This window comes from Pedobacter miscanthi, from assembly GCF_032678605.1.
In the GTDB taxonomy this organism is placed as follows: Bacteria; Bacteroidota; Bacteroidia; order Sphingobacteriales; family Sphingobacteriaceae; genus Pedobacter; species Pedobacter miscanthi_A.
Map to the genome: position 1 here is coordinate 16,879 of NZ_JAVTSU010000033.1, position 18,349 is coordinate 35,227.

The following is an 18,349-nucleotide window of genomic DNA, read 5'->3' on the forward strand; positions in this document are numbered from 1 at the left end:
ATGTATCAAGAAAAAATCATCAGCCCACCATCTGGGTATTTAACTTTCGCAATAAGCATTGTATTATTGGCGGCTTCAATTTTCTGTTTTGTTACCGAAATGTTTCTCTGGGGAGGAATTTTACTGGCTGTGGATATATTTTTAATATTTCCGGGCTTTTTAATCATCAACCCCAACCAATCGATGGTGCTAACCTTATTCGGGAAATATACCGGCACAGTAAAAGCCGATGGGTTTTTCTGGGTAAATCCATTAACTGCTAAAAGAAGGTTATCGTTAAAAGCGAACAACCTAAACGGACAGCAATTAAAGGTAAACGATAAACTGGGGAACCCGATAGAGATTGCCGCCGTTGTGGTATGGAAAGTAAACGAAACGGCCAAAGCGGTTTTCTCGGTAGAAAACTACATGCAGTATGTAAACATCCAGAGCGAAGCTGCTGTAAGGCATCTTGCTAATATTTTCCCATATGATCATGCCGAAGGTGAAGAAACGAGCATCACCTTAAAAGATGGTGCCGATAAAGTAAGCGAGTTATTGGAAAACGAACTGAACGAGCGTTTGTCGAGAGCAGGCATCGAAGTTTTAGAAGCCCGGATTTCGCATTTGGCGTATGCACCCGAAATTGCCAGCGCCATGTTACAGCGCCAACAGGCCACAGCAGTAATTGCAGCCCGTAAATTAATTGTAGAAGGTGCTGTAGGTATGGTAGAAATGGCTTTAGAGAAATTATCGCAAAAAGGAATTGTTGAGCTTGATGAAGAGCGCAAGGCAGCCATGGTAAGCAATTTGTTGGTGGTACTTTGTGGCGACCGCCATGTACAGCCTGTGGTAAATACCGGTACTTTATATAATTAAGCATAATGAAATTTGAGGAGAAACAAAGCTTAAAACTTTGGTGGCTTTATATTTTATTAGCCATTGATGCCATTATGGTGCTGAGTATTGTACTTTTTGATAAAGGCGGAATGAGTTTTGAAACTTTAAAAGCGAATTATTTTGCACCATTTTGGGCAGTGTTTCTTCCTTTTGCAATCATTTACCTGCTTCAAAAAAACAAAATGACTTTGCTGATCGGCACCGAAGGCATTTCTTACAAATATTTTCCATTTCAAAGAAAATTGAAGTTATTAAACTGGATCAATATGGAGAAAGTTTATATCAATAAATATGATGCTTTAGGAGATTATGGTGGATTTGGTTTACGCAGCAGGCTTTGGTTTAAATTTAACGACAAAGCGTATCTATTAAACGACAAAAACAAAGGTCTACAGATTGAATTTAAAAACGGCAAAAAACTTTTGTTCAGCTCAAATAAAATAGAGGAACTGGAAATGTTCCTGATTAATTTAAAAACGAGGTATAATATACAGGCAATACAATAAGAATGGCGGAGAAAGATAAAAAAGCTTTTGTATTAAGAATTAGTCCTGCTTTATTAAAAGAAGTAGAAATCTGGGCTGCCGATGAATTTCGGAGTACCAACGGGCAGATAGAGTTTTTGCTTACCCAGGCAATAAAATCGAGAAAAAAGGGTAAGGCAAAGGAGGAGTAGCAGTTAGACTTGCAGTGCCAATGTTCGTTTTTAACGAGTGTTGAAATAATTTATCGTTTACAACGATACAATCGTGTGGTTATTGATGCACTCGTTTGGAAACGAGCACAAGCGTTTTTCTATTCTAAACCTGGCAGGTTTAATGGCGCCCAAAGAAACACCACTTTTGTTAATTAAACCTGATGGTAGCTGTCGCCCCGAAGCATGAGGGCTACAGCGAACAGCAGTACCTAACAATCCCCAAGCGCTACAACAGCACCTTTCCAAAAAAACATCTAAAATTTTATTATTTTATAATGTGCTAAAATCATTTTCTCTGCGTTATTTTTAAATCATACAGGTTTTGGAAACCTCCAAGGTTTAACTAACTTAGCGGCCTAACCAAAAATTCATAAAAATTTTGCACATGAAAGAAGTTGTAATTGTATCAGCTGTAAGAACCCCTATCGGAAGTTTTGGAGGCTCATTAGCCCAATTTTCGGCTACGCAGCTTGGTGGTTTCGCGATTAAAGCGGCCATCGAAAAAGCCGGATTAAAACCAGAACAAATTCAGGAAGTATATATGGGCAATGTTTTGTCGGCTAATTTAGGTCAGGCACCAGCAACACAAGCTGCAAAAGCCGCCGGTTTGCCTGATTTACCTGCAACTACCATTAATAAAGTGTGTGCATCGGGTACAAAAGCCATTATGCTTGCTGCCCAAAGTATTGCCAATGGCGACAACGATATTATTGTTGCGGGTGGCATGGAAAGTATGAGTAATGTACCATATTACCTGGATAAAGCCAGAAATGGCTACCGTTTAGGCCACGGACAAATTACTGATGGACTGGTAAAAGACGGCCTTTGGGATGTATACAATGATTACCATATGGGATCTGCTGCCGAACTTTGTGCTACAGAATGCAATATCAGCCGTGAGGCACAGGATAATTTCGCTATAGAATCTTATAAAAGAGCACAGGCCGCACAAACATCGGGTAAATTTGCTGGCGAGATTATCGCCGTTGAAGTAAAAGACCGTAAAGGCGAAATCACTTTAGTGGATACAGATGATGAACCTACAGCAGTTAAATTTGATAAAATACCATCGTTAAAACCGGTTTTCAAAAAAGATGGCACGGTAACCGCTGCAAATGCTTCTACCTTAAATGATGGTGCAGCCGCATTGGTTTTAATGAGTGCCGATAAGGCAAAAGAATTGGGCTTAACACCTCTGGCCAAAATTTTAGGTTATGCTGATGCACAACAAGCACCAGAATGGTTTACCACAGCACCTTCGAAAGCAATCCCTTTGGCCTTACATAAAGCCAATATTGATATTAAAAATGTTGATTTTTTTGAGATTAACGAAGCATTTTCTGTAGTTTCATTAGCCAATAACCAATTATTGAATTTAAACGATAAACAAGTAAACGTTAATGGCGGGGCAGTTTCTTTAGGTCACCCGCTAGGCGCTTCAGGCGCGAGGATTGTGGTTACCCTGCTGTCGGTACTGGCACAAAACGATGGAAAAATAGGTGTTGCCGGCATTTGTAATGGCGGTGGCGGAGCGAGTGCACTGGTAATTGAAAAATTATAACCGGCAGATTTTATTTATCTTCGATCAGCATGAAGCTTTTTAAATTTTACATCCTTTTAATTCCGGGCCTGCTGTGCCTTAAACTAAATGCACAGCAGGTTGTTCATAAATTAGTTGTTTTTCAGGATACGCTGATCAAAATATCAGCAAACGCTGTTGCTGCACAAAGCGATGACCAGAAAATGGAAGTAAACGGCAAGTTTGTAAAAACCCTGGTTGAAGCTTTAAAAACACCAAATTCATTTTCTTTCGCATTCGATTCGCTTAAAAACATATCGGTGATTAAATCGCCTGATCAGGCTTTCAGGATTTTGAGCTGGTATGTTCAACTCGAAAACGGCACTTACCGTTTTTACGGTGCCATCCAGATGAATACCAAAAGTGGACCGCTAAAACTTTATCCCCTGATCGATCAAACCGAAAACATCTCCGATCCTAACGCAATTACCAATAACCAGAAATGGTTTGGTGCCCGGTATTATGAAATTGTACCGGTAACCAGCGGAAACCGCTTGCCTTATTATGTGCTGTTAGGTTGGAAAGGCAATAGCCAGATCACCAATAAAAAGGTAATCGAAATTCTTTCTTTCGATAAAGAAAACCTTGTTTTTGGTGCTCCTGTTTTTGACGGAAAGGAATTAAAAGGCAAGAACAGGATGGTTTTTGAATATGCTAAATCAAACGCGATGACGCTAAAAACGGATCAGAAAGCAGGAATGATTGTATTTGATCACCTGACCTCATTTGATCCGGAGATAAAAGACAAATTTGAATATTATGGATCCGATGGCACCTTTGATGGTTTTAAAATCATTGGCGGAAAATTAAAACTGCAGGAAGATTTAACACTCAATAATGATCCCAATGCAAGCGATGAACTTTATGCTGATCCCAAAAAAAATGTAAAACCCATTAGAAAATTCTGATTTTAACCAATCTTAACAAATCATTTACCTGTCAGCTCGTTTAAAATTTGCCAGAACGGCCTTCACTCGCTATATTGCGCCTTAAAAAATTTTTAAATGCCCATAACCAACCAAACTAAACATCCTAAAGGTTTAAAATTCCTTTTTTTATCAGAAATGTGGGAACGTTTTGGTTACTATCTAATGATTGGCATTTTTACACTTTATTTAAAAGATGTAAAAGCGGGTTTCGCCATGACTGAAGCAGAATCGGCCGATTTATACGGAACTTTTATTGCTTTGGTATTTTTAACACCTTTTTTAGGCGGTTTATTATCCGATAGATACCTCGGTTATGCCAAATCGATTATTATTGGTGGTTTAATGATGGGTGTAGGCTATTGTTTAATGGGTGTGCACAACTTACCAATGCTTTACCTGGCCATGACCCTGGTTATTTTAGGCAATGGCTTTTTTAAACCCAATATTTCTACCTTATTAGGTAATATTTACTCCACTCCTGAGTATATAGCTAAAAAAGACGATGGTTATAATATTTTCTACATGGGTATTAATGTGGGGGCTTTTATCTGCAACTTTTTTGGTGCGGCCTTATACATTATGCTGGGCTGGGAATATGCTTTTTTGGCCGCTGGTGTAGGCATGTTTATCGGCGTAGCGGTATTTATCAGCGGACTTAAACATTACCGGGCATTCGACATTAAAAAAGGAATGGCCGATGGGGATATGTCGTTCCTAAAAATCAGCCTACTTATCCTCCTGCCATCAATTATTGCAGGTGTTATCGGGTGGATATTGCCAACCAAATTAATCGGTCACCCGCTGGTGGGTTCTACCAGTACAGATGCTTTTATATTTGCCTGTTTTCCGGTTATTTATTTCTACAGCACTTTATTTTTTAAAGCCAGCAAAGAGGAAAAGCGGCCTATTGCAGCCTTATTAACCATCTTTGTGGTTGTAATATTATTCTGGGCGGTATTTAAGCAAAACGGAACCGCTTTAACCACCTGGGCCGATCGTTACACGGATAGGAGCCTCACCAACACTACTGCAAAAAACACCTTCTCAAACTTAAGTTTATCACAGAATTTAATCTACAAAAAAGACAGCGTGGCGCTTTACGATCATGCTTTTCGTTTGCAAAAAGTAGATGGTGTAGTACAAAAAGAGTACAATTACCCTGTTTATTTCAAAAATATACCCGCAGCAGAACTGCCAGCGGCTGGTGGCGATGTAGAATTATGGGCCACAAATTTAAGCCAATCCATCAATCCGGCATGGGTAATCCTCTTAACGCCATTGGTTGTTGCCTTTTTTACCTGGCTGCGCCGAAGAGGAAAAGAGCCAAGTACGGCGAGTAAAATTATATTCGGGATATTTATCTCGGCCATTTCTGTTCTGGTAATGATTACTGCAGTGTACATTGGCAAAAACGGATCAGAAAAAGTTTCGGTGCTCTGGCTCATGGGCACCTATGGCATTATTACCATTGGCGAATTGTTTTTAAGTCCGATGGGTTTATCACTCGTATCAAAACTGAGCCCGGTACGCATCACTTCATTAATGATGGGTGGCTGGTTTGTTTCTACCTCTATTGGCAATAAACTTTCAGGCGTGCTTGCTACCCTTTGGGATACTTACGAAGACAAATCCAATTTCTTTTGGGTAAACTTCTCCCTTTTAATGGCTTCAGCAATTATTGGCCTGGTATTGTTAAAATGGTTAAACAATATCATGAAAGCATACGGCATTAAATAAAATTTCATCACATTCAAACAACAAACAAACTAAAATACTGAATATGACATCAATACCAAATCAATCTAAAGGCCATCCGAAGGGTTTATACGTGTTATTTGCCACAGAAATGTGGGAGCGTTTTAATTACTACGGCATGCGGGCAATCCTTGTTTTGTTTATGACAAAGGTCTTGTTATTTGATAAAGCTTTCGCCTCTAACCTATATGGTAGTTATACCGGCTTGGTTTATTTAACACCTTTAATTGGTGGTTACATTGCCGACCGTTACTGGGGGAATAAAAAGTCGATTATTACAGGTGGTTTGATGATGGCACTTGGGGAGTTTGTTCTTTTCTTCTGCGCCGCTTTCCACAATACCAATGCGCAGCTTTCTACATTTCTGTTTTTTACGGGATTGGGCTTAATGATTGCGGGAAATGGTTTTTTTAAACCGAATATTTCTTCACTGGTGGGGCAGTTATATCCAAAAGGTGATAAAAGAAGTGATGCGGCTTATACCATTTTTTATATGGGTATAAATGTTGGCGGTGCGTTAGGACCAATTGTTTGTGGCTTTTTAGGTGAAAATGTTGATTTTAAATGGGCATTTTTTGCTGGCGGAATAGCCATGCTTTTGGGTGTTTTGGTGCAAATCCTTTTCCAGAAAAAATATGTGGTTGCGCCTGATGGTAAAGAACTTGGCCTTGTGCCGGCAGGTACACCAAAGGCAGCTATAAGTCCATTGGTTATTGGTGTAGGTTTAGCTGCTTTTTCGGCATTAATGATTGGTTTATTTTATATTGATGCTAAAGTATTCAGCTTTTTAACTTATCTGTTAATAGCATCCGTATTATTTATTGCTTTTATTATTTTCTCCGATAAATCATTAGGTAACATAGAAAAACAGCGTATTGGTGTAATTTTTATCGTTGCCTTTTTCGTAATCTTTTTCTGGAGTGCTTTTGAGCAGGCCGGTGCTTCGTTAACTTTCTTTGCTGCCGAGCAAACCCAAAGAGATTTAGGCTTTATCACCGTACCGGCAAGTGTTTTCGCTTCGTTAAACTCAATATTTGTTGTAACATTTGCCCCCATTTTTGCCTGGCTATGGATTAAATTAGGTAAAAACGAACCATCATCGCCTACAAAAATGGCCTTAGGTTTATTCTTACTTGCTTTGGGTTATTTATGGATTGCTTTTGGCGTGAAAGATGTATCATCATCGGTTAAAGTAAGCATGATGTGGTTGATCGGGATGTATGCTTTACACACCTGTGGCGAACTTTGCTTATCTCCTATCGGTTTATCTTTAGTAAATAAACTGGCTCCATTAAAATTTGGCTCACTGTTAATGGCCGTTTGGTTTTTAGCAAATGCTGCTGCCAACAAATTTGCCGGCATTTTAAGTAGTTTATATCCTCCGGGAACTGCCGAAATTAAACAGGCTGCCGATGCTGGAATTAACCTGCAACCCATTCTATCAAAAACAGTTGTTCCAAATGCTCAGGAACTGGCTAAATTGAAGGATTTAAAAATCCCTTTCGAATATCAATCTATATTGGGCTTCCAGATTAATTCGTTGTACGAGTTTTTTATGATGTTTGTGGTGATGGCCGGAATCGCATCTTTAATCTTATTTGCAATTACCAAAAAACTGCAAAAAATGATGCACCAGGATATTCTGGATTAATTTAAAACATAATGACTTAGAAAGCCCGGCTCCGATCGGGCTTTTAATTTTTAAACCTATTTTTAATGGAAAAAACAGTTTCAATAGAAGATATCCAGAATTTTGAGGGGAAATACCCAAAACAACTCTGGCACTTATCGCTGGTAGAAATGTGGGAACGTTTCTGTTTTTATGGAATGCGTGGTGTACTGGCCTTTTTTATGGTAGATCAGCTGGGGCTGAGCGATCAGAAATCGAACCTGCAATATGGCGCAATACAGGCTTTTGTGTACGCTTTTACCTTTATCGGAGGCATTTTTGCAGATAAGGTTCTGGGGTTCAGAAAATCGCTGTTTTGGGGTGGTTCACTTATGATTATCGGAAACCTTGTGCTGGCTTTTTCACCGCATGATCTGTTTTATGCGGGCATTACCTTATCCATTATTGGCACCGGTTTTTTCAAGCCTAACGTATCATCAATGGTAGGCGAATTATACCACGAAAAAGATAACAGAAGAGATGCAGGATATGGTCTTTTTTATGCCGGCATTAACGTGGGTGGCTTATTAGGTGGTGCCATGTGCATTTACTTAGGCAAATATTACAGCTGGCACTGGTGTTTCTTATCTGCAGCGTTGGTAATGATATTCGGTTTGGGCACCTTCATTTTTACAAAAAAACATCTAGGACCAATCGGAAATTCGCCTTTGTTACACCTTAAAAAATCAAAACAGCAACTATCCGAAATTGCCGTTTATGCCGGTTCTATTTTGTGTATCCCATTGATTTATATTATGGTGAAAAACACAGCCTTTACCGACTATTTCATGTACACCATTGGAGTTGTAGCCATGGTTTATTTTTTATATGAAACCTTTAAAATAAAAGATAAAAAAGCACAATATAAATTGCTGGCCGCTTTCATTTTTATTTTCTGCTATTTCATTTTCATGGCCATATCAGAACAAAGCGGTGGTTCATTATCGTTATTTGCAAAGGATAACCTTGATCATAAAATCCTCTTTTTTAATATCGATCCGAATGTGGTAAACAATAGTGTTAATTCATTTTTTGTGATTGTTTTTAGTCCGATTGTGGGTATTTTATGGCTGGGTCTTTATAAACGCAAAATTGAACCAAATACGGTTATAAAATTTGGAATCGGTTTCCTTTTACTGGCGATCAGTTTTTATGGTTTTTATGCCACCAGGTTTTTCGCCAATGCACAAGGCATTAGCTCTTTAAATGTATTTACCTTTGCTTACTTGTTGCTAACCCTGGGCGAGCTTTGCTTAGGCCCGATCGGGATGTCGATTATTACCAAACTATCGCCAAAAAGAATGTTCGGAATGATGATGGGACTTTGGTTTTTATCGAGTGCTTTCGGACAGCTAGCTGCCGGCAAACTTGGCGCAGAAATGTCGAGTATCGATCATGCCTCTTTAACCACCAAATTAATGGCCTATACAGAAGGTTACAAGGCATTAGCCTTATATTCTTTAATTGCGGGTTTGGCATTGATTATTTTTTCGCAATTGGTAAAAAGGTTGATGCAGGAAGTGAGGTAAGAAAAAGATTCGTCATTTCGACCGTAGTGGAGAAATCTAAAAGGATAAATCTCTATATTCTAATAGCAAAAATTTATAATCATTAGGATTTGAAAATGAACGGACAGCAGTTCCTGGAAGCCTGCTGTCCCGCTTTTTGTTTCAAGTCCTCGCCCTCATGCTTCGGTCTGCGGGCTTTACACTGCAATCGGGTTTAGGTACAATGGGTTCAGTGCTTTAAAATCTAATGCTGCGCAGATTTTAATAGATTCATCGTTTCGACCGTAGTGGAGAAATCTAAAAGGATAAATCTCTATATTCTAATAGCAAAAATTTATAATCATTAGGATTTGAAAATGAACGGACAGCAGTTCCTGGAAGCCCGCTGTCCCGCTTTTCGTTTCAAGTCCTCGCTACGCTTTGGGCTTTTCACTACGATCGGGTTTATGAACAAAGCTTCTTCAACTGGAAAACAAATATTAAACTAGTCGGGATTTGCAAAGCCGTCTTAGGCAAAAGATTCGTCATTTCGACCGTAGTGGAGAAATCTAAATGGTAAAGGTTCAGCTTACAAATCCGGACCAACAAAAGAAAATTCATGATGATTTCACATTAAATATTTACTTTCGCAGTTTGAAAGCAATTGTAGCGTATAAAAAAAGCAAAGGCTGAAAGCTTATATCATAAAAACCATAACAAACGTGTCAGATAGTTTAGTCATCATCCCCACCTACAACGAAAAGGAAAATATCGAAAAAATCATTCGAAAGGTTTTTTCTTTAATACAACCTTTTCATGTTTTAATTATTGATGACGGTTCTCCGGATGGAACTGCTGAAATTGTAAAATCGTTACAAGGCGAATACGACGGGCATTTATTTATCGAAGAACGTTCGGGCAAACAGGGATTAGGTACCGCTTATATTTATGGTTTTAACTGGGCCCTACAAAGAGATTATGCCTACATTTTTGAAATGGACGCTGATTTTTCTCATAACCCGGATGATTTAGCGCGTTTGCGCGAGGCCTGTGTAAATGGTGCAGATGTAGCCATCGGCTCGCGTTATGTAAAAGGGGTAAATGTGGTAAACTGGCCAATGGGAAGGGTTTTAATGTCGTACTTTGCTTCCATGTATGTCCGCCTTATTACGAGGATAAACATTCAGGATGCCACAGCCGGTTTTAAATGTTACCGCAGAATTGTGTTAGAAACCATTCCGCTGAATAAAATCAAGTTTGTAGGTTATGCCTTTCAGATCGAAATGAAATTTACCGCCATTAAATTCGGTTTTAAAGTAGTTGAAGTTCCAATCATTTTCACCGATCGTACAGAAGGAACTTCAAAAATGAGCACCCGTATTTTCAGGGAAGCCTTTTTAGGCGTAATCCAGATGAAGGTTTGGAGTTGGTTTAGGGATTATAAACGGAAGGTTTAAGTTTGGAGCGGGGAGTTTGGAGTTAGGAGTCACTAAATTCCGAGCCGTTCTGGTTATTTAGAAGTTAAGTGTTAACAGTGAGTTTTTTTGAGAATGTAAAACACCAGTTCACAACTTAATTATCTAATCCTTTCTGCTCTTTGTAAAACTCCAAACTAAAAACTCCAAACTCACAACTTACTCTCCCTGATCATTGCTCCAAAATCCTGTCCTTTATCCATTGCTTTAACGGTCATTACAATTCTTTTGGTTCGTGTAGGTTCTGTTTTGGCTTGATTGATCCAGTTGATATAGTAGTTTTGATGTGATTTGGGCTGTTTTAAGAAATTCTGGATGAGGTGTTCTTCTTCTGAAAGGCAAATTTCGAGGTCTTCGGGCATTTCGATCTTAAAATCTTTATCTTCTTCTAAATATAGTTCAACCTTCAATCCCGCTTCTTTTTTTAGCTTTTTACGGAGTTCGCCTTTTAAGGCAATAATAAAATCGCCCTCTCCCATCGGGATGGTTGCCAATCCGGATACTTCGAGCTGATCTATTTTTCCTTTTACCCTAAAACTCTTTTTACAACCGGGCTTAATTTCGTTGGCTAAAGCCGCTGGGATAAATACATAACTCCAGCCGGTTTTTTCGCCCATGGCCTCGAAACGCTCTATTTCTGCTTTAAAGTGGATCATGGTTTAAATATAAAAATTATGTTTTAACAAGTAAACGATTTAATGGTTTGGTTATTGATGCACTCGTTAAAAACGAGCGCAAACATTTTTAAAAGATCCTTCGACTACGCTACCATAGACAGACTCCAATAGTGCGGTCGTCATTCCCGCGCATGCGGGAATCTTAATGCAACCTACAAACCCTACCAAGGCATTACGATTCCCAATCGAATTGGGAATGACGATTTCTAGCAGCCTACGATTCGCAAAAAAAAATGTCACTCATATTGATTTTTATAAAATAAATTATCCCTCAGGATTGACAAATGTTTATGGAACGCACATCTCGACTATGTTGTGCCCCGCTACTATTAACAGACTAAAATAAAAATGGTCGTCATTGCGAGGAGGCACGACGAAGCAATGACGACTTTTCGCGGATGACAGGCTTGAGCTAAACCGCCACCGGGTTCATCTGGATATCGAGCTTGGCAAACTTTAAAACCTCGATGCTCTGAAAGCCGAAATCTTCAACCACTTTACCCAAAATAAGATAACAACCTTTTCCTTTAAAGGGATACATCGGCGTGGTGTTGGGGAAATGCGTGGTATCAAAAAAGTCGCCGTTGGCATCTAAAAAGGTACCGAACCACATTTTGGTATTTTTAATGGTATGTACCGTTTTTTCGCATACATAATTGCCTACCATCCTCACGGTTTTACCCAGGTGTTTGGGCAAATCGGCCGTCATCACATCGCCGCGGTATGGTGTTTTTAAAAAATCGAACATCTTGTAATTAAGCGGGTAACCCAGCAATTCTAGTTCGGTATAAGCATTTTCCAGTTCCGAATCGGCCAGTTGGGGTAACTGATAGGTTTTGTAACTTAGCTTAAAAAGTTCGGCATGGTTTACCTGTTTCTGTTTAAAGCCAAGGTAATTGTGCACATCCCAAAGTAAGGTCTTACGGTCTTTCCCGGTGAAGCGCAATGCATCCAAACGGATTAAAATAATGGCCTGTTCGAGGGAAATACAGGTACGTTTTACAAAATTTTCGAGATCGTGGTACAAGCCATTCGCTTTACGTTCCCGTGCGATGATTTTGATATTTTTTTCTTCTAAACCCTGAATGCCGATAAAACCCAAATAGGCATCTTTGCCTGTTATGGTTACCACCTCATCGCTTTGGTTAACGCAGGGCAGGTGCACCTTTGCCCCTGTTTTTTGCAGTTCGTGTACATACACCCAACGACTGTAAAAACCACCATAATTATTGAGCACAGCGACCATAAATTCCATAGGATAGTATGTTTTTAAAAACAAACTCTGATAACTTTCTACAGCAAAGGAAGCCGAGTGTGCCTTAGAAAAACTATAACCTGCAAAAGATGAAATCTGCCGCCACACCTCGGTAATCAATTCTTCTGCATGGCCTTCTTTCCGGGCTGAAACAAAAAATTTGCTCACCAATTCATCAAAAGCGAGTTTAGAACGGTATTTACCGCTCATGGCTTTACGCAGAATATCAGCATCGGCCAGATCCAGACCAGCAAAATAATGGCAAACTTTAATCACATCTTCCTGATAAACCATTACACCATAGGTTTCGCTCAGCCGCTCTTTCATTACATCGCAGAGGTACACCACCTTATCGGGTGCATGATAACGTTCGATATAAGATTTCATCATGCCCGAACTGGCTACACCCGGGCGGATAATGGAACTGGCCGCCACAAGGGTGAGGTAATTGTCGCATTTTAGCTTTTTAAGCAGTTGTCGCATGGCGGGCGATTCGATATAAAAACATCCGATAGGCTGCCCTTCTTTTAGGATATCGTTTAACTTCTGATCTTCTTTAAAGGTTTTAAAATCATGAATATCAATATCTTTTCCCCTGTTTTCTTTGATGAGTTCTACAGCCTCACGGATATGCCCGATACCCCGCTGGCTTAAAATATCGAATTTTTCGTAGCCAATGGCCTCGGCTTCGTACATATCCCACTGCACGGTTGGAAAACCTTTTGGGGGCATATCCAATGCAGTATAGTAGGTAATGGGTTCTTCGGAAATCAGGATGCCACCGGCATGAATAGAGCGCTGGTTGGGCATACTTTTCATATAGCGGTGCACGGCCAATAACTTCTGGTAAGTAGCGTTCAGCAAATTTTCGCGTTCTTTGGTAGGGTCGGTAAAACTATCTATTTCTTCTTTAGGCAAACCCATCACTTTACCGATCTCCCTGATGATTGCGCGATCTTTAAAGGTGCTCATGGTACCCAAAAAAGCCACATGCCATTTGGGGTAACGCTCAAAAATATAACGCTGTATAGTTTCTCTTTCGTCCCATGAAAAATCGATATCAAAATCCGGCGGACTGGTCCTTTTTTCGTGTAAAAAACGTTCGAAATATAAATCGAGATCGATGGGATCTACATCGGTGATGCGCAAACAATAAGCTACAATACTGTTGGCGCCTGAACCACGCCCCACATGATAAAAACCACATTCGTACATGGCATAACGTACAATATCGTGGGTAATGAGGAAATAAGCACAGAAATTTTTAAACTCAATAATCCGCAGTTCTTTCTCCAAACGTTCGATGGCTACGGTATTATTTTCTCCATAACGGTATTTCAATCCTTCTTCGGCCAGCTCACGAAGCATTTTTTTATCCCCCGCGAAATCGCTGGTATAAAAAAATTTATTTTTTGAGGAAGGTGTGGGTTTATCTTCAAAATAAGCGCTTAAATCGCAGCTATTTAATAATTTCTGCGTGTTTTGTACAATAAACGGATATTGTTCAAATTGCCGGGTTAGTTGCTCTTCGGGAATTAAAAATTCATCTGGATCGCATTTTTGCTCATGGGGCACTTTACTTAAAAGGGTATTAAGCGCTATAGCCCTGAAATATTCGTGCAGCCGGTAAGTAATTTTATCGCCTACGGTAACGGGATGCCATACCAGTAATTTTTCTTTCTGTTTTAAAAACGGATGCTTGTACAGTAAATTGAGCTGTTTACCCCTGATTCCTACAAATTCATTTGCTTTAAGCGTTTGGTTAAAAGATTTTTGAAAGGGGTAAATGATGTACACATTTTCCATCGCAGGGGGAACCTCGGGAAGTGGAATATTGTAAATATTATGGTGACTCAAAAATTCATTCAGTTCACGCATGCCTTCCCTGTTTTTGGCAATGCCCACATACAATAACCTGTTATCGATCCTAAATTCGATACCGGCTGTAGGTTTGATTTGATAGGGAATATTGCCTTTGTGTATTTCGTCGGCTTCTTTGGCAATACCCTGTTTGTAGCACTCGCGGATAAATTCTACGGCACCAGTTGAGTTGTTGATATCGGTGAGTACCATTTGATGAATACCAAGATACCGCGCAGCAGCAATGAGCTGATCAATACTCAGTGTACCATATTTCAGGCTATAGGAAGAATGGACATTTAAAAACATCAGTCGTAAGATTTAGTTCCTGTTGTTCCTTTTTCGCTCATAAAACTCCTTATTTTTGAGCGTTTCCTTACTTCCTGCTCCTCTTTTGGTTCTTCTTCTGATATATTTTCAATCAGCATTTTCTTTTTACGGGGATTGTACTTGATTATTTTCCCTTTTTCATCACGGGGCGGCTGGGTAACAATACAGGCTTTTACCACTGCTTCTGCACCATAATGATTACGCACTTTATCCATGGCCTGGTACAGGTTATATTCTTCTTCAGCAATGTTATACAAGCCAATTTGTTCATAACCGCTTACCAGATGCGAAAGTTTTACGCCCACCAAGCGCAACAGCATTCGTTTTGAATACACTTTTTCGAACAGGTTATGTGCCTTACTGATTAAAAAGGAATCGAGCGAGGTATAAGGAATCCGCTCCTGCTGGGTAACGGTTTCGAAATTGGTGTAACGTACGGTTACGGTAATGCAGGCGGTTAATTTTTTCTGGTTGCGGAGTTGAAAGGTTAAACCGGTAACCATACCGGTGATAATGGCTTTCAGTTTGGCCATATCCATGGTATCGCTTTCGAAAGTGGCTTGTGTACCGATAGATTTTCTTTCGCGGTAAGGTACTACAGGCGCAAGATCGATCCCGTTTGCTTTTTGCCACAGGCTTAAGCCATGCTGACCCAAAATTTTAAACATGAGCTGCTGGGGAATCTGGGTAAGGGTAAGGATTTCGCGAACGCCCATTTCGCTCAGTTTTTTATAGGTAGCATGGCCAATACCGGGTATTTTGTGGATGGCTAAAGGATCGAGAAAAGGCCTTAGTTCTGGGTAGGTAACCTGTAACTCACCACCGGGTTTGGATTCGTTGGTGGCAATTTTAGCTACGGTTTTATTAATGGACAGGCCAAAGGAAATGGGTAACTGCATTTCTTTGATAATGGTTTGCCGCAATTCTGAGGCGAATTTCATACAGCCGAAAAAACGGTCCATACCGGTCATATCGATATAATGTTCGTCGATACTTGCTTTTTCGAATAACGGCACTTTATCAGCAATAATTTCGGTAATCTCATGCGATGCTTTGGAGTATTCTTCCATATCGCCTTTTAAAAAAATGGCCTGTGGACAGAGTAATTTTGCGGTACGGCCGGGCATGGCGGAGTGGATACCATATTTGCGGGCTTCGTAACTACAGGATGCGACTACGCCCCGATCGCCGCCACCGCCGATAATAACGGGTTTGCCTGTTAACCTGGGATTTTTTCTAATTTCTACCGACACAAAAAATGCATCTTGATCCATATGAATAATCTGCCTTTCTTTTTCCATTTTCGTACAATTGGGATGATTGAAACCAAAATTACTAATATTTTTAGCTTTAAACTTGATTAAATTTAGTGATTTTTAAACAAAATACTAACATTTTTAGTTTTTATTATTGAATGCGGTGGTGTGTGGAGACACGAACCACGGAGTAGAGAAAGAGTTAACGCAGTAGTGCGTGCGGACACGAACCACGGAGTAGAGAAAGAGTTAACGCAGTGGTGCGTGCGGACACGAACCACGGAATATTCCTACTCCGTGGTTCTGTGTTTCCGTGGCAAAAAAGAATAAATAGGTGGTTAGTGGGGAAACGAACCACGGAACAAAAAATGCCTCCAATTTTCATCAGAGGCAGGTACTAAAAAAATAATATGTTGTTTCTTGATCTGTGTTTTATTGTTTTACAATTTTAAACTCAGTTCTTCTGTTCAACTGGTGTTCTTCTTCGGTACAATTTATACCATTGGCACATTTGTTTAACAATTGGGTTTCGCCATAACCTTTCGCAGTAATGCGATTTTTATTGATTCCCCTTGAAATGATATACTGAACGGCAGATTCGGCCCTTTTTTGCGATAGGTTTAAGTTGTAATTATCTTTACCCCTGCTATCGGTATGCGAACCTAATTCGATCCAGATGGTTGGATTATCAGTCATGATTTTAACCAGCTTATCCAGTTCTACCGCAGCATCAGCACGGATATTCCATTTATCGAAATCATAGTAAATGTTTTCTAACCTGATGGCTTTATCGATCACTACGCCCTCCAGGTACAGGTTTTGGGTAAGTACACTTGAAGTGGTTAAACCAATGGTTGCCAGGTTTTCTACGTCAGATCTATAATTCGTTTTTTCTGCCGAAACATTATATTCCGTTTCTTTGCTTAAGTTAAAACGGTAAGCACCATTATCGTCGGTTTCGGTTTTTAAGATCGATCCGTTTACCTTGGCTAAAGTTACCAATGCACCCGCGATAGGTTGATTGCTGTTTTTATCAAAAACCCTGCCTTCTAATTTAAAAGCCAGGATCATTTTCTGATCGATGGTATAAATATCATCGCTACCTAAACCACCATCGCGGTTAGAGGAAAGATACACAATACCACCTTTTTCGTTCAAACTGAAGCCGAAATCATCCTGTGGAGAGTTAAAAGGATAACCCATATTTTCGATCCTGCCAATCCCACCGTTTTCCCTTAGTGCCTGGTAAACATCAAGGCCGCCCATCCCTACTCTGCCATCGCTGGAGAAATAGAAATTGTCTTTTTCATCAAAAACCGGACTGCGGTCGTTGCCTTCAGTATTTACTTCTTTCAGGTTAATTGGTTTGCCCCATTCACCGGCATCGGTTTTTAAACATACATAAATATCGGTAGCACCTAATCCACCCGGCATGTTCGAAGCAAAATAAAGGCTGTTACCATCGGTAGTGATAAAAGGATCGCCGACCGAATAATCGTTTACATTATTATAAGCGAAAGAAACAGGTTCGCTCCATTTACCATCAGCACCTTTGGTACTGCTATAAATTTCTACGTTTACGGTACTGGGCTTGTTTTTTACTTTTTCTAATTCGTTAGAGATTCGGGTTAAGGTAAAATACATGGTTTTGCCATCAGCAGTGAAACTTGCTGAACCTACATGGTATCTTGTTCCGGCTTTTATCGGGAACAATTGAAGGCTATCTTTTGCTGAAGGTTTGATATATAATTTTAAATATCCGTTACCTGTCCATCCGTACACTTGTTTATCCGGTTCTTTTGATCCATCGAAACGTAAAAAAGGTTTGTTTTCTGCTGATTCCAGTCCTTTGGCCGATCGATCTGAAGTAAATACTACCCCACCCTGATAATTAACGGCACCCCAATCAGACTGGGCACTATTTAGGGCTACCTGATTGATCAGTTCTATTTTCTTTGGATTTTTGATCCATTTTAAGGCAGAATCGCAGGAAGCCACCCAAACGGCCTGTTGTTTTTCGGATACATTTTTGTTTTTATCGATGTAGTTTAAATACTGGAGTTTGGCCTCGCTGTATTTCGAATTGCTTTGCAGGGCTTTGGCATAACCAAGGATATTTTCTGGTTTGCTATCGGGCATTTTAGACGCGATGGCGTACCAGCTTTCTGCCTGCTTATAGTTAAAAACCATTGTGTAGGCACTGGCTAAACGCTCTGCGACGTGTAAGGATTTTTTCTTTTTATAGGCCTGTTCGTATAAATCAATCGCCTTACTATAATTAAACAGTTCGTACTGTTTATCGGCATCTTTAAGTACATATTGTGCTTTTGCTGAAAAATTGAAAGCGAGTAAACAATATGCAGAAAGGCAGGTGCCTATTAAAATTTTCTTCATTATGTTGTTTGGATAATTTAGTCAAAAATACTGAAATACTTGGTTAAAACACCCTCGGTGTTGCTAACCTGATATTTGGTTTTATGAATGAATAAGATAGGGAGATT

At 39.7% G+C, this 18,349-nt stretch carries 13 protein-coding genes; 9 read left to right on the forward strand and 4 right to left on the reverse strand.

Going from position 1 to position 18,349, the window contains the following annotated elements; translation table 11 throughout:
* From R2R28_RS28005 to R2R28_RS28045, 9 genes are all read left to right on the forward strand, one after another.
* The gene (locus tag R2R28_RS28005) at window positions 1–858 is read left to right on the forward strand and encodes an SPFH domain-containing protein (RefSeq protein WP_316828966.1); all 858 of its coding nucleotides are present in this window, start codon (window positions 1–3) and stop codon (window positions 856–858) included.
* A gap of 5 nt (window positions 859–863) precedes the next feature.
* The gene (locus tag R2R28_RS28010) at window positions 864–1,385 is read left to right on the forward strand and encodes a hypothetical protein (RefSeq protein ID WP_316828967.1); all 522 of its coding nucleotides are present in this window, start codon (window positions 864–866) and stop codon (window positions 1,383–1,385) included.
* A 2-nt stretch (window positions 1,386–1,387) separates the two neighbouring features.
* The gene (locus R2R28_RS28015) at window positions 1,388–1,555 is read left to right on the forward strand and encodes an Arc family DNA binding domain-containing protein (protein ID WP_064774750.1); all 168 of its coding nucleotides are present in this window, start codon (window positions 1,388–1,390) and stop codon (window positions 1,553–1,555) included.
* Between the two features lie 406 nt (window positions 1,556–1,961).
* A complete protein-coding gene (locus tag R2R28_RS28020) occupies window positions 1,962–3,137 on the forward strand; it encodes an acetyl-CoA C-acyltransferase (RefSeq protein ID WP_316828968.1) in 1,176 nt (391 codons plus the stop codon).
* Window positions 3,138–3,166: 29 nt separating this feature from the next.
* Window positions 3,167–4,063 carry a hypothetical protein gene (locus tag R2R28_RS28025; RefSeq protein WP_316828970.1) on the forward strand — a complete coding sequence of 299 codons (897 nt, stop codon included), beginning with the start codon at window positions 3,167–3,169 and terminating at the stop codon, window positions 4,061–4,063.
* 96 nt (window positions 4,064–4,159) lie between these two features.
* Entirely contained in the window at window positions 4,160–5,821 is a 1,662-nt protein-coding gene (locus tag R2R28_RS28030; protein ID WP_316828971.1) for a peptide MFS transporter, read from the forward strand.
* A 43-nt stretch (window positions 5,822–5,864) separates the two neighbouring features.
* Window positions 5,865–7,490 (forward strand): peptide MFS transporter, encoded by a 1,626-nt coding sequence (locus R2R28_RS28035; protein ID WP_316828972.1) that lies wholly within the window; start codon window positions 5,865–5,867, stop codon window positions 7,488–7,490.
* A gap of 65 nt (window positions 7,491–7,555) precedes the next feature.
* Window positions 7,556–9,037, forward strand: coding sequence for a peptide MFS transporter (locus R2R28_RS28040; protein ID WP_316828973.1), 1,482 nt, complete (start codon window positions 7,556–7,558; stop codon window positions 9,035–9,037).
* Between the two features lie 680 nt (window positions 9,038–9,717).
* A complete protein-coding gene (locus R2R28_RS28045) occupies window positions 9,718–10,452 on the forward strand; it encodes a polyprenol monophosphomannose synthase (protein ID WP_316828974.1) in 735 nt (244 codons plus the stop codon).
* A 170-nt stretch (window positions 10,453–10,622) separates the two neighbouring features.
* Here R2R28_RS28045 and R2R28_RS28050 read toward each other — a convergent pair whose 3' ends face one another.
* From R2R28_RS28050 to R2R28_RS28065, 4 genes are all read right to left on the reverse strand, one after another.
* The gene (locus R2R28_RS28050) at window positions 10,623–11,126 is read right to left on the reverse strand and encodes a YdeI/OmpD-associated family protein (RefSeq protein ID WP_316828975.1); all 504 of its coding nucleotides are present in this window, start codon (window positions 11,124–11,126) and stop codon (window positions 10,623–10,625) included.
* A gap of 433 nt (window positions 11,127–11,559) precedes the next feature.
* Window positions 11,560–14,571: a DNA polymerase III subunit alpha gene (dnaE, locus tag R2R28_RS28055; protein WP_316828976.1), complete on the reverse strand. Its 3,012-nt coding sequence runs from the start codon at window positions 14,569–14,571 to the stop codon at window positions 11,560–11,562.
* Window positions 14,571–15,893 (reverse strand): DNA polymerase IV, encoded by a 1,323-nt coding sequence (gene dinB / locus R2R28_RS28060; protein WP_316828977.1) that lies wholly within the window; start codon window positions 15,891–15,893, stop codon window positions 14,571–14,573. The genes dnaE and dinB overlap by 1 nt, the downstream gene beginning before the upstream one ends.
* A gap of 387 nt (window positions 15,894–16,280) precedes the next feature.
* Window positions 16,281–18,242, reverse strand: coding sequence for an OmpA family protein (locus R2R28_RS28065; protein WP_316828978.1), 1,962 nt, complete (start codon window positions 18,240–18,242; stop codon window positions 16,281–16,283).
* Between the last annotated feature and the right edge of the window lie 107 nt (window positions 18,243–18,349).

Bases quoted from the DNA above. Each gene is read 5' to 3' on its own strand.
- R2R28_RS28005 (WP_316828966.1), top strand. From the start codon at position 1: ATGTATCAAGAAAAAATCATCAGCCCACCATCTGGGTATTTAACTTTC.
- R2R28_RS28010 (WP_316828967.1), top strand. From the start codon at position 864: ATGAAATTTGAGGAGAAACAAAGCTTAAAACTTTGGTGGCTTTATATT.
- R2R28_RS28015 (WP_064774750.1), top strand. From the start codon at position 1,388: ATGGCGGAGAAAGATAAAAAAGCTTTTGTATTAAGAATTAGTCCTGCT.
- R2R28_RS28020 (WP_316828968.1), top strand. From the start codon at position 1,962: ATGAAAGAAGTTGTAATTGTATCAGCTGTAAGAACCCCTATCGGAAGT.
- R2R28_RS28025 (WP_316828970.1), top strand. From the start codon at position 3,167: ATGAAGCTTTTTAAATTTTACATCCTTTTAATTCCGGGCCTGCTGTGC.
- R2R28_RS28030 (WP_316828971.1), top strand. From the start codon at position 4,160: ATGCCCATAACCAACCAAACTAAACATCCTAAAGGTTTAAAATTCCTT.
- R2R28_RS28035 (WP_316828972.1), top strand. From the start codon at position 5,865: ATGACATCAATACCAAATCAATCTAAAGGCCATCCGAAGGGTTTATAC.
- R2R28_RS28040 (WP_316828973.1), top strand. From the start codon at position 7,556: ATGGAAAAAACAGTTTCAATAGAAGATATCCAGAATTTTGAGGGGAAA.
- R2R28_RS28050 (WP_316828975.1), bottom strand. From the start codon at position 11,126: ATGATCCACTTTAAAGCAGAAATAGAGCGTTTCGAGGCCATGGGCGAA.
- dnaE (WP_316828976.1), bottom strand. From the start codon at position 14,571: ATGTTTTTAAATGTCCATTCTTCCTATAGCCTGAAATATGGTACACTG.
- dinB (WP_316828977.1), bottom strand. From the start codon at position 15,893: ATGGAAAAAGAAAGGCAGATTATTCATATGGATCAAGATGCATTTTTT.
- R2R28_RS28065 (WP_316828978.1), bottom strand. From the start codon at position 18,242: ATGAAGAAAATTTTAATAGGCACCTGCCTTTCTGCATATTGTTTACTC.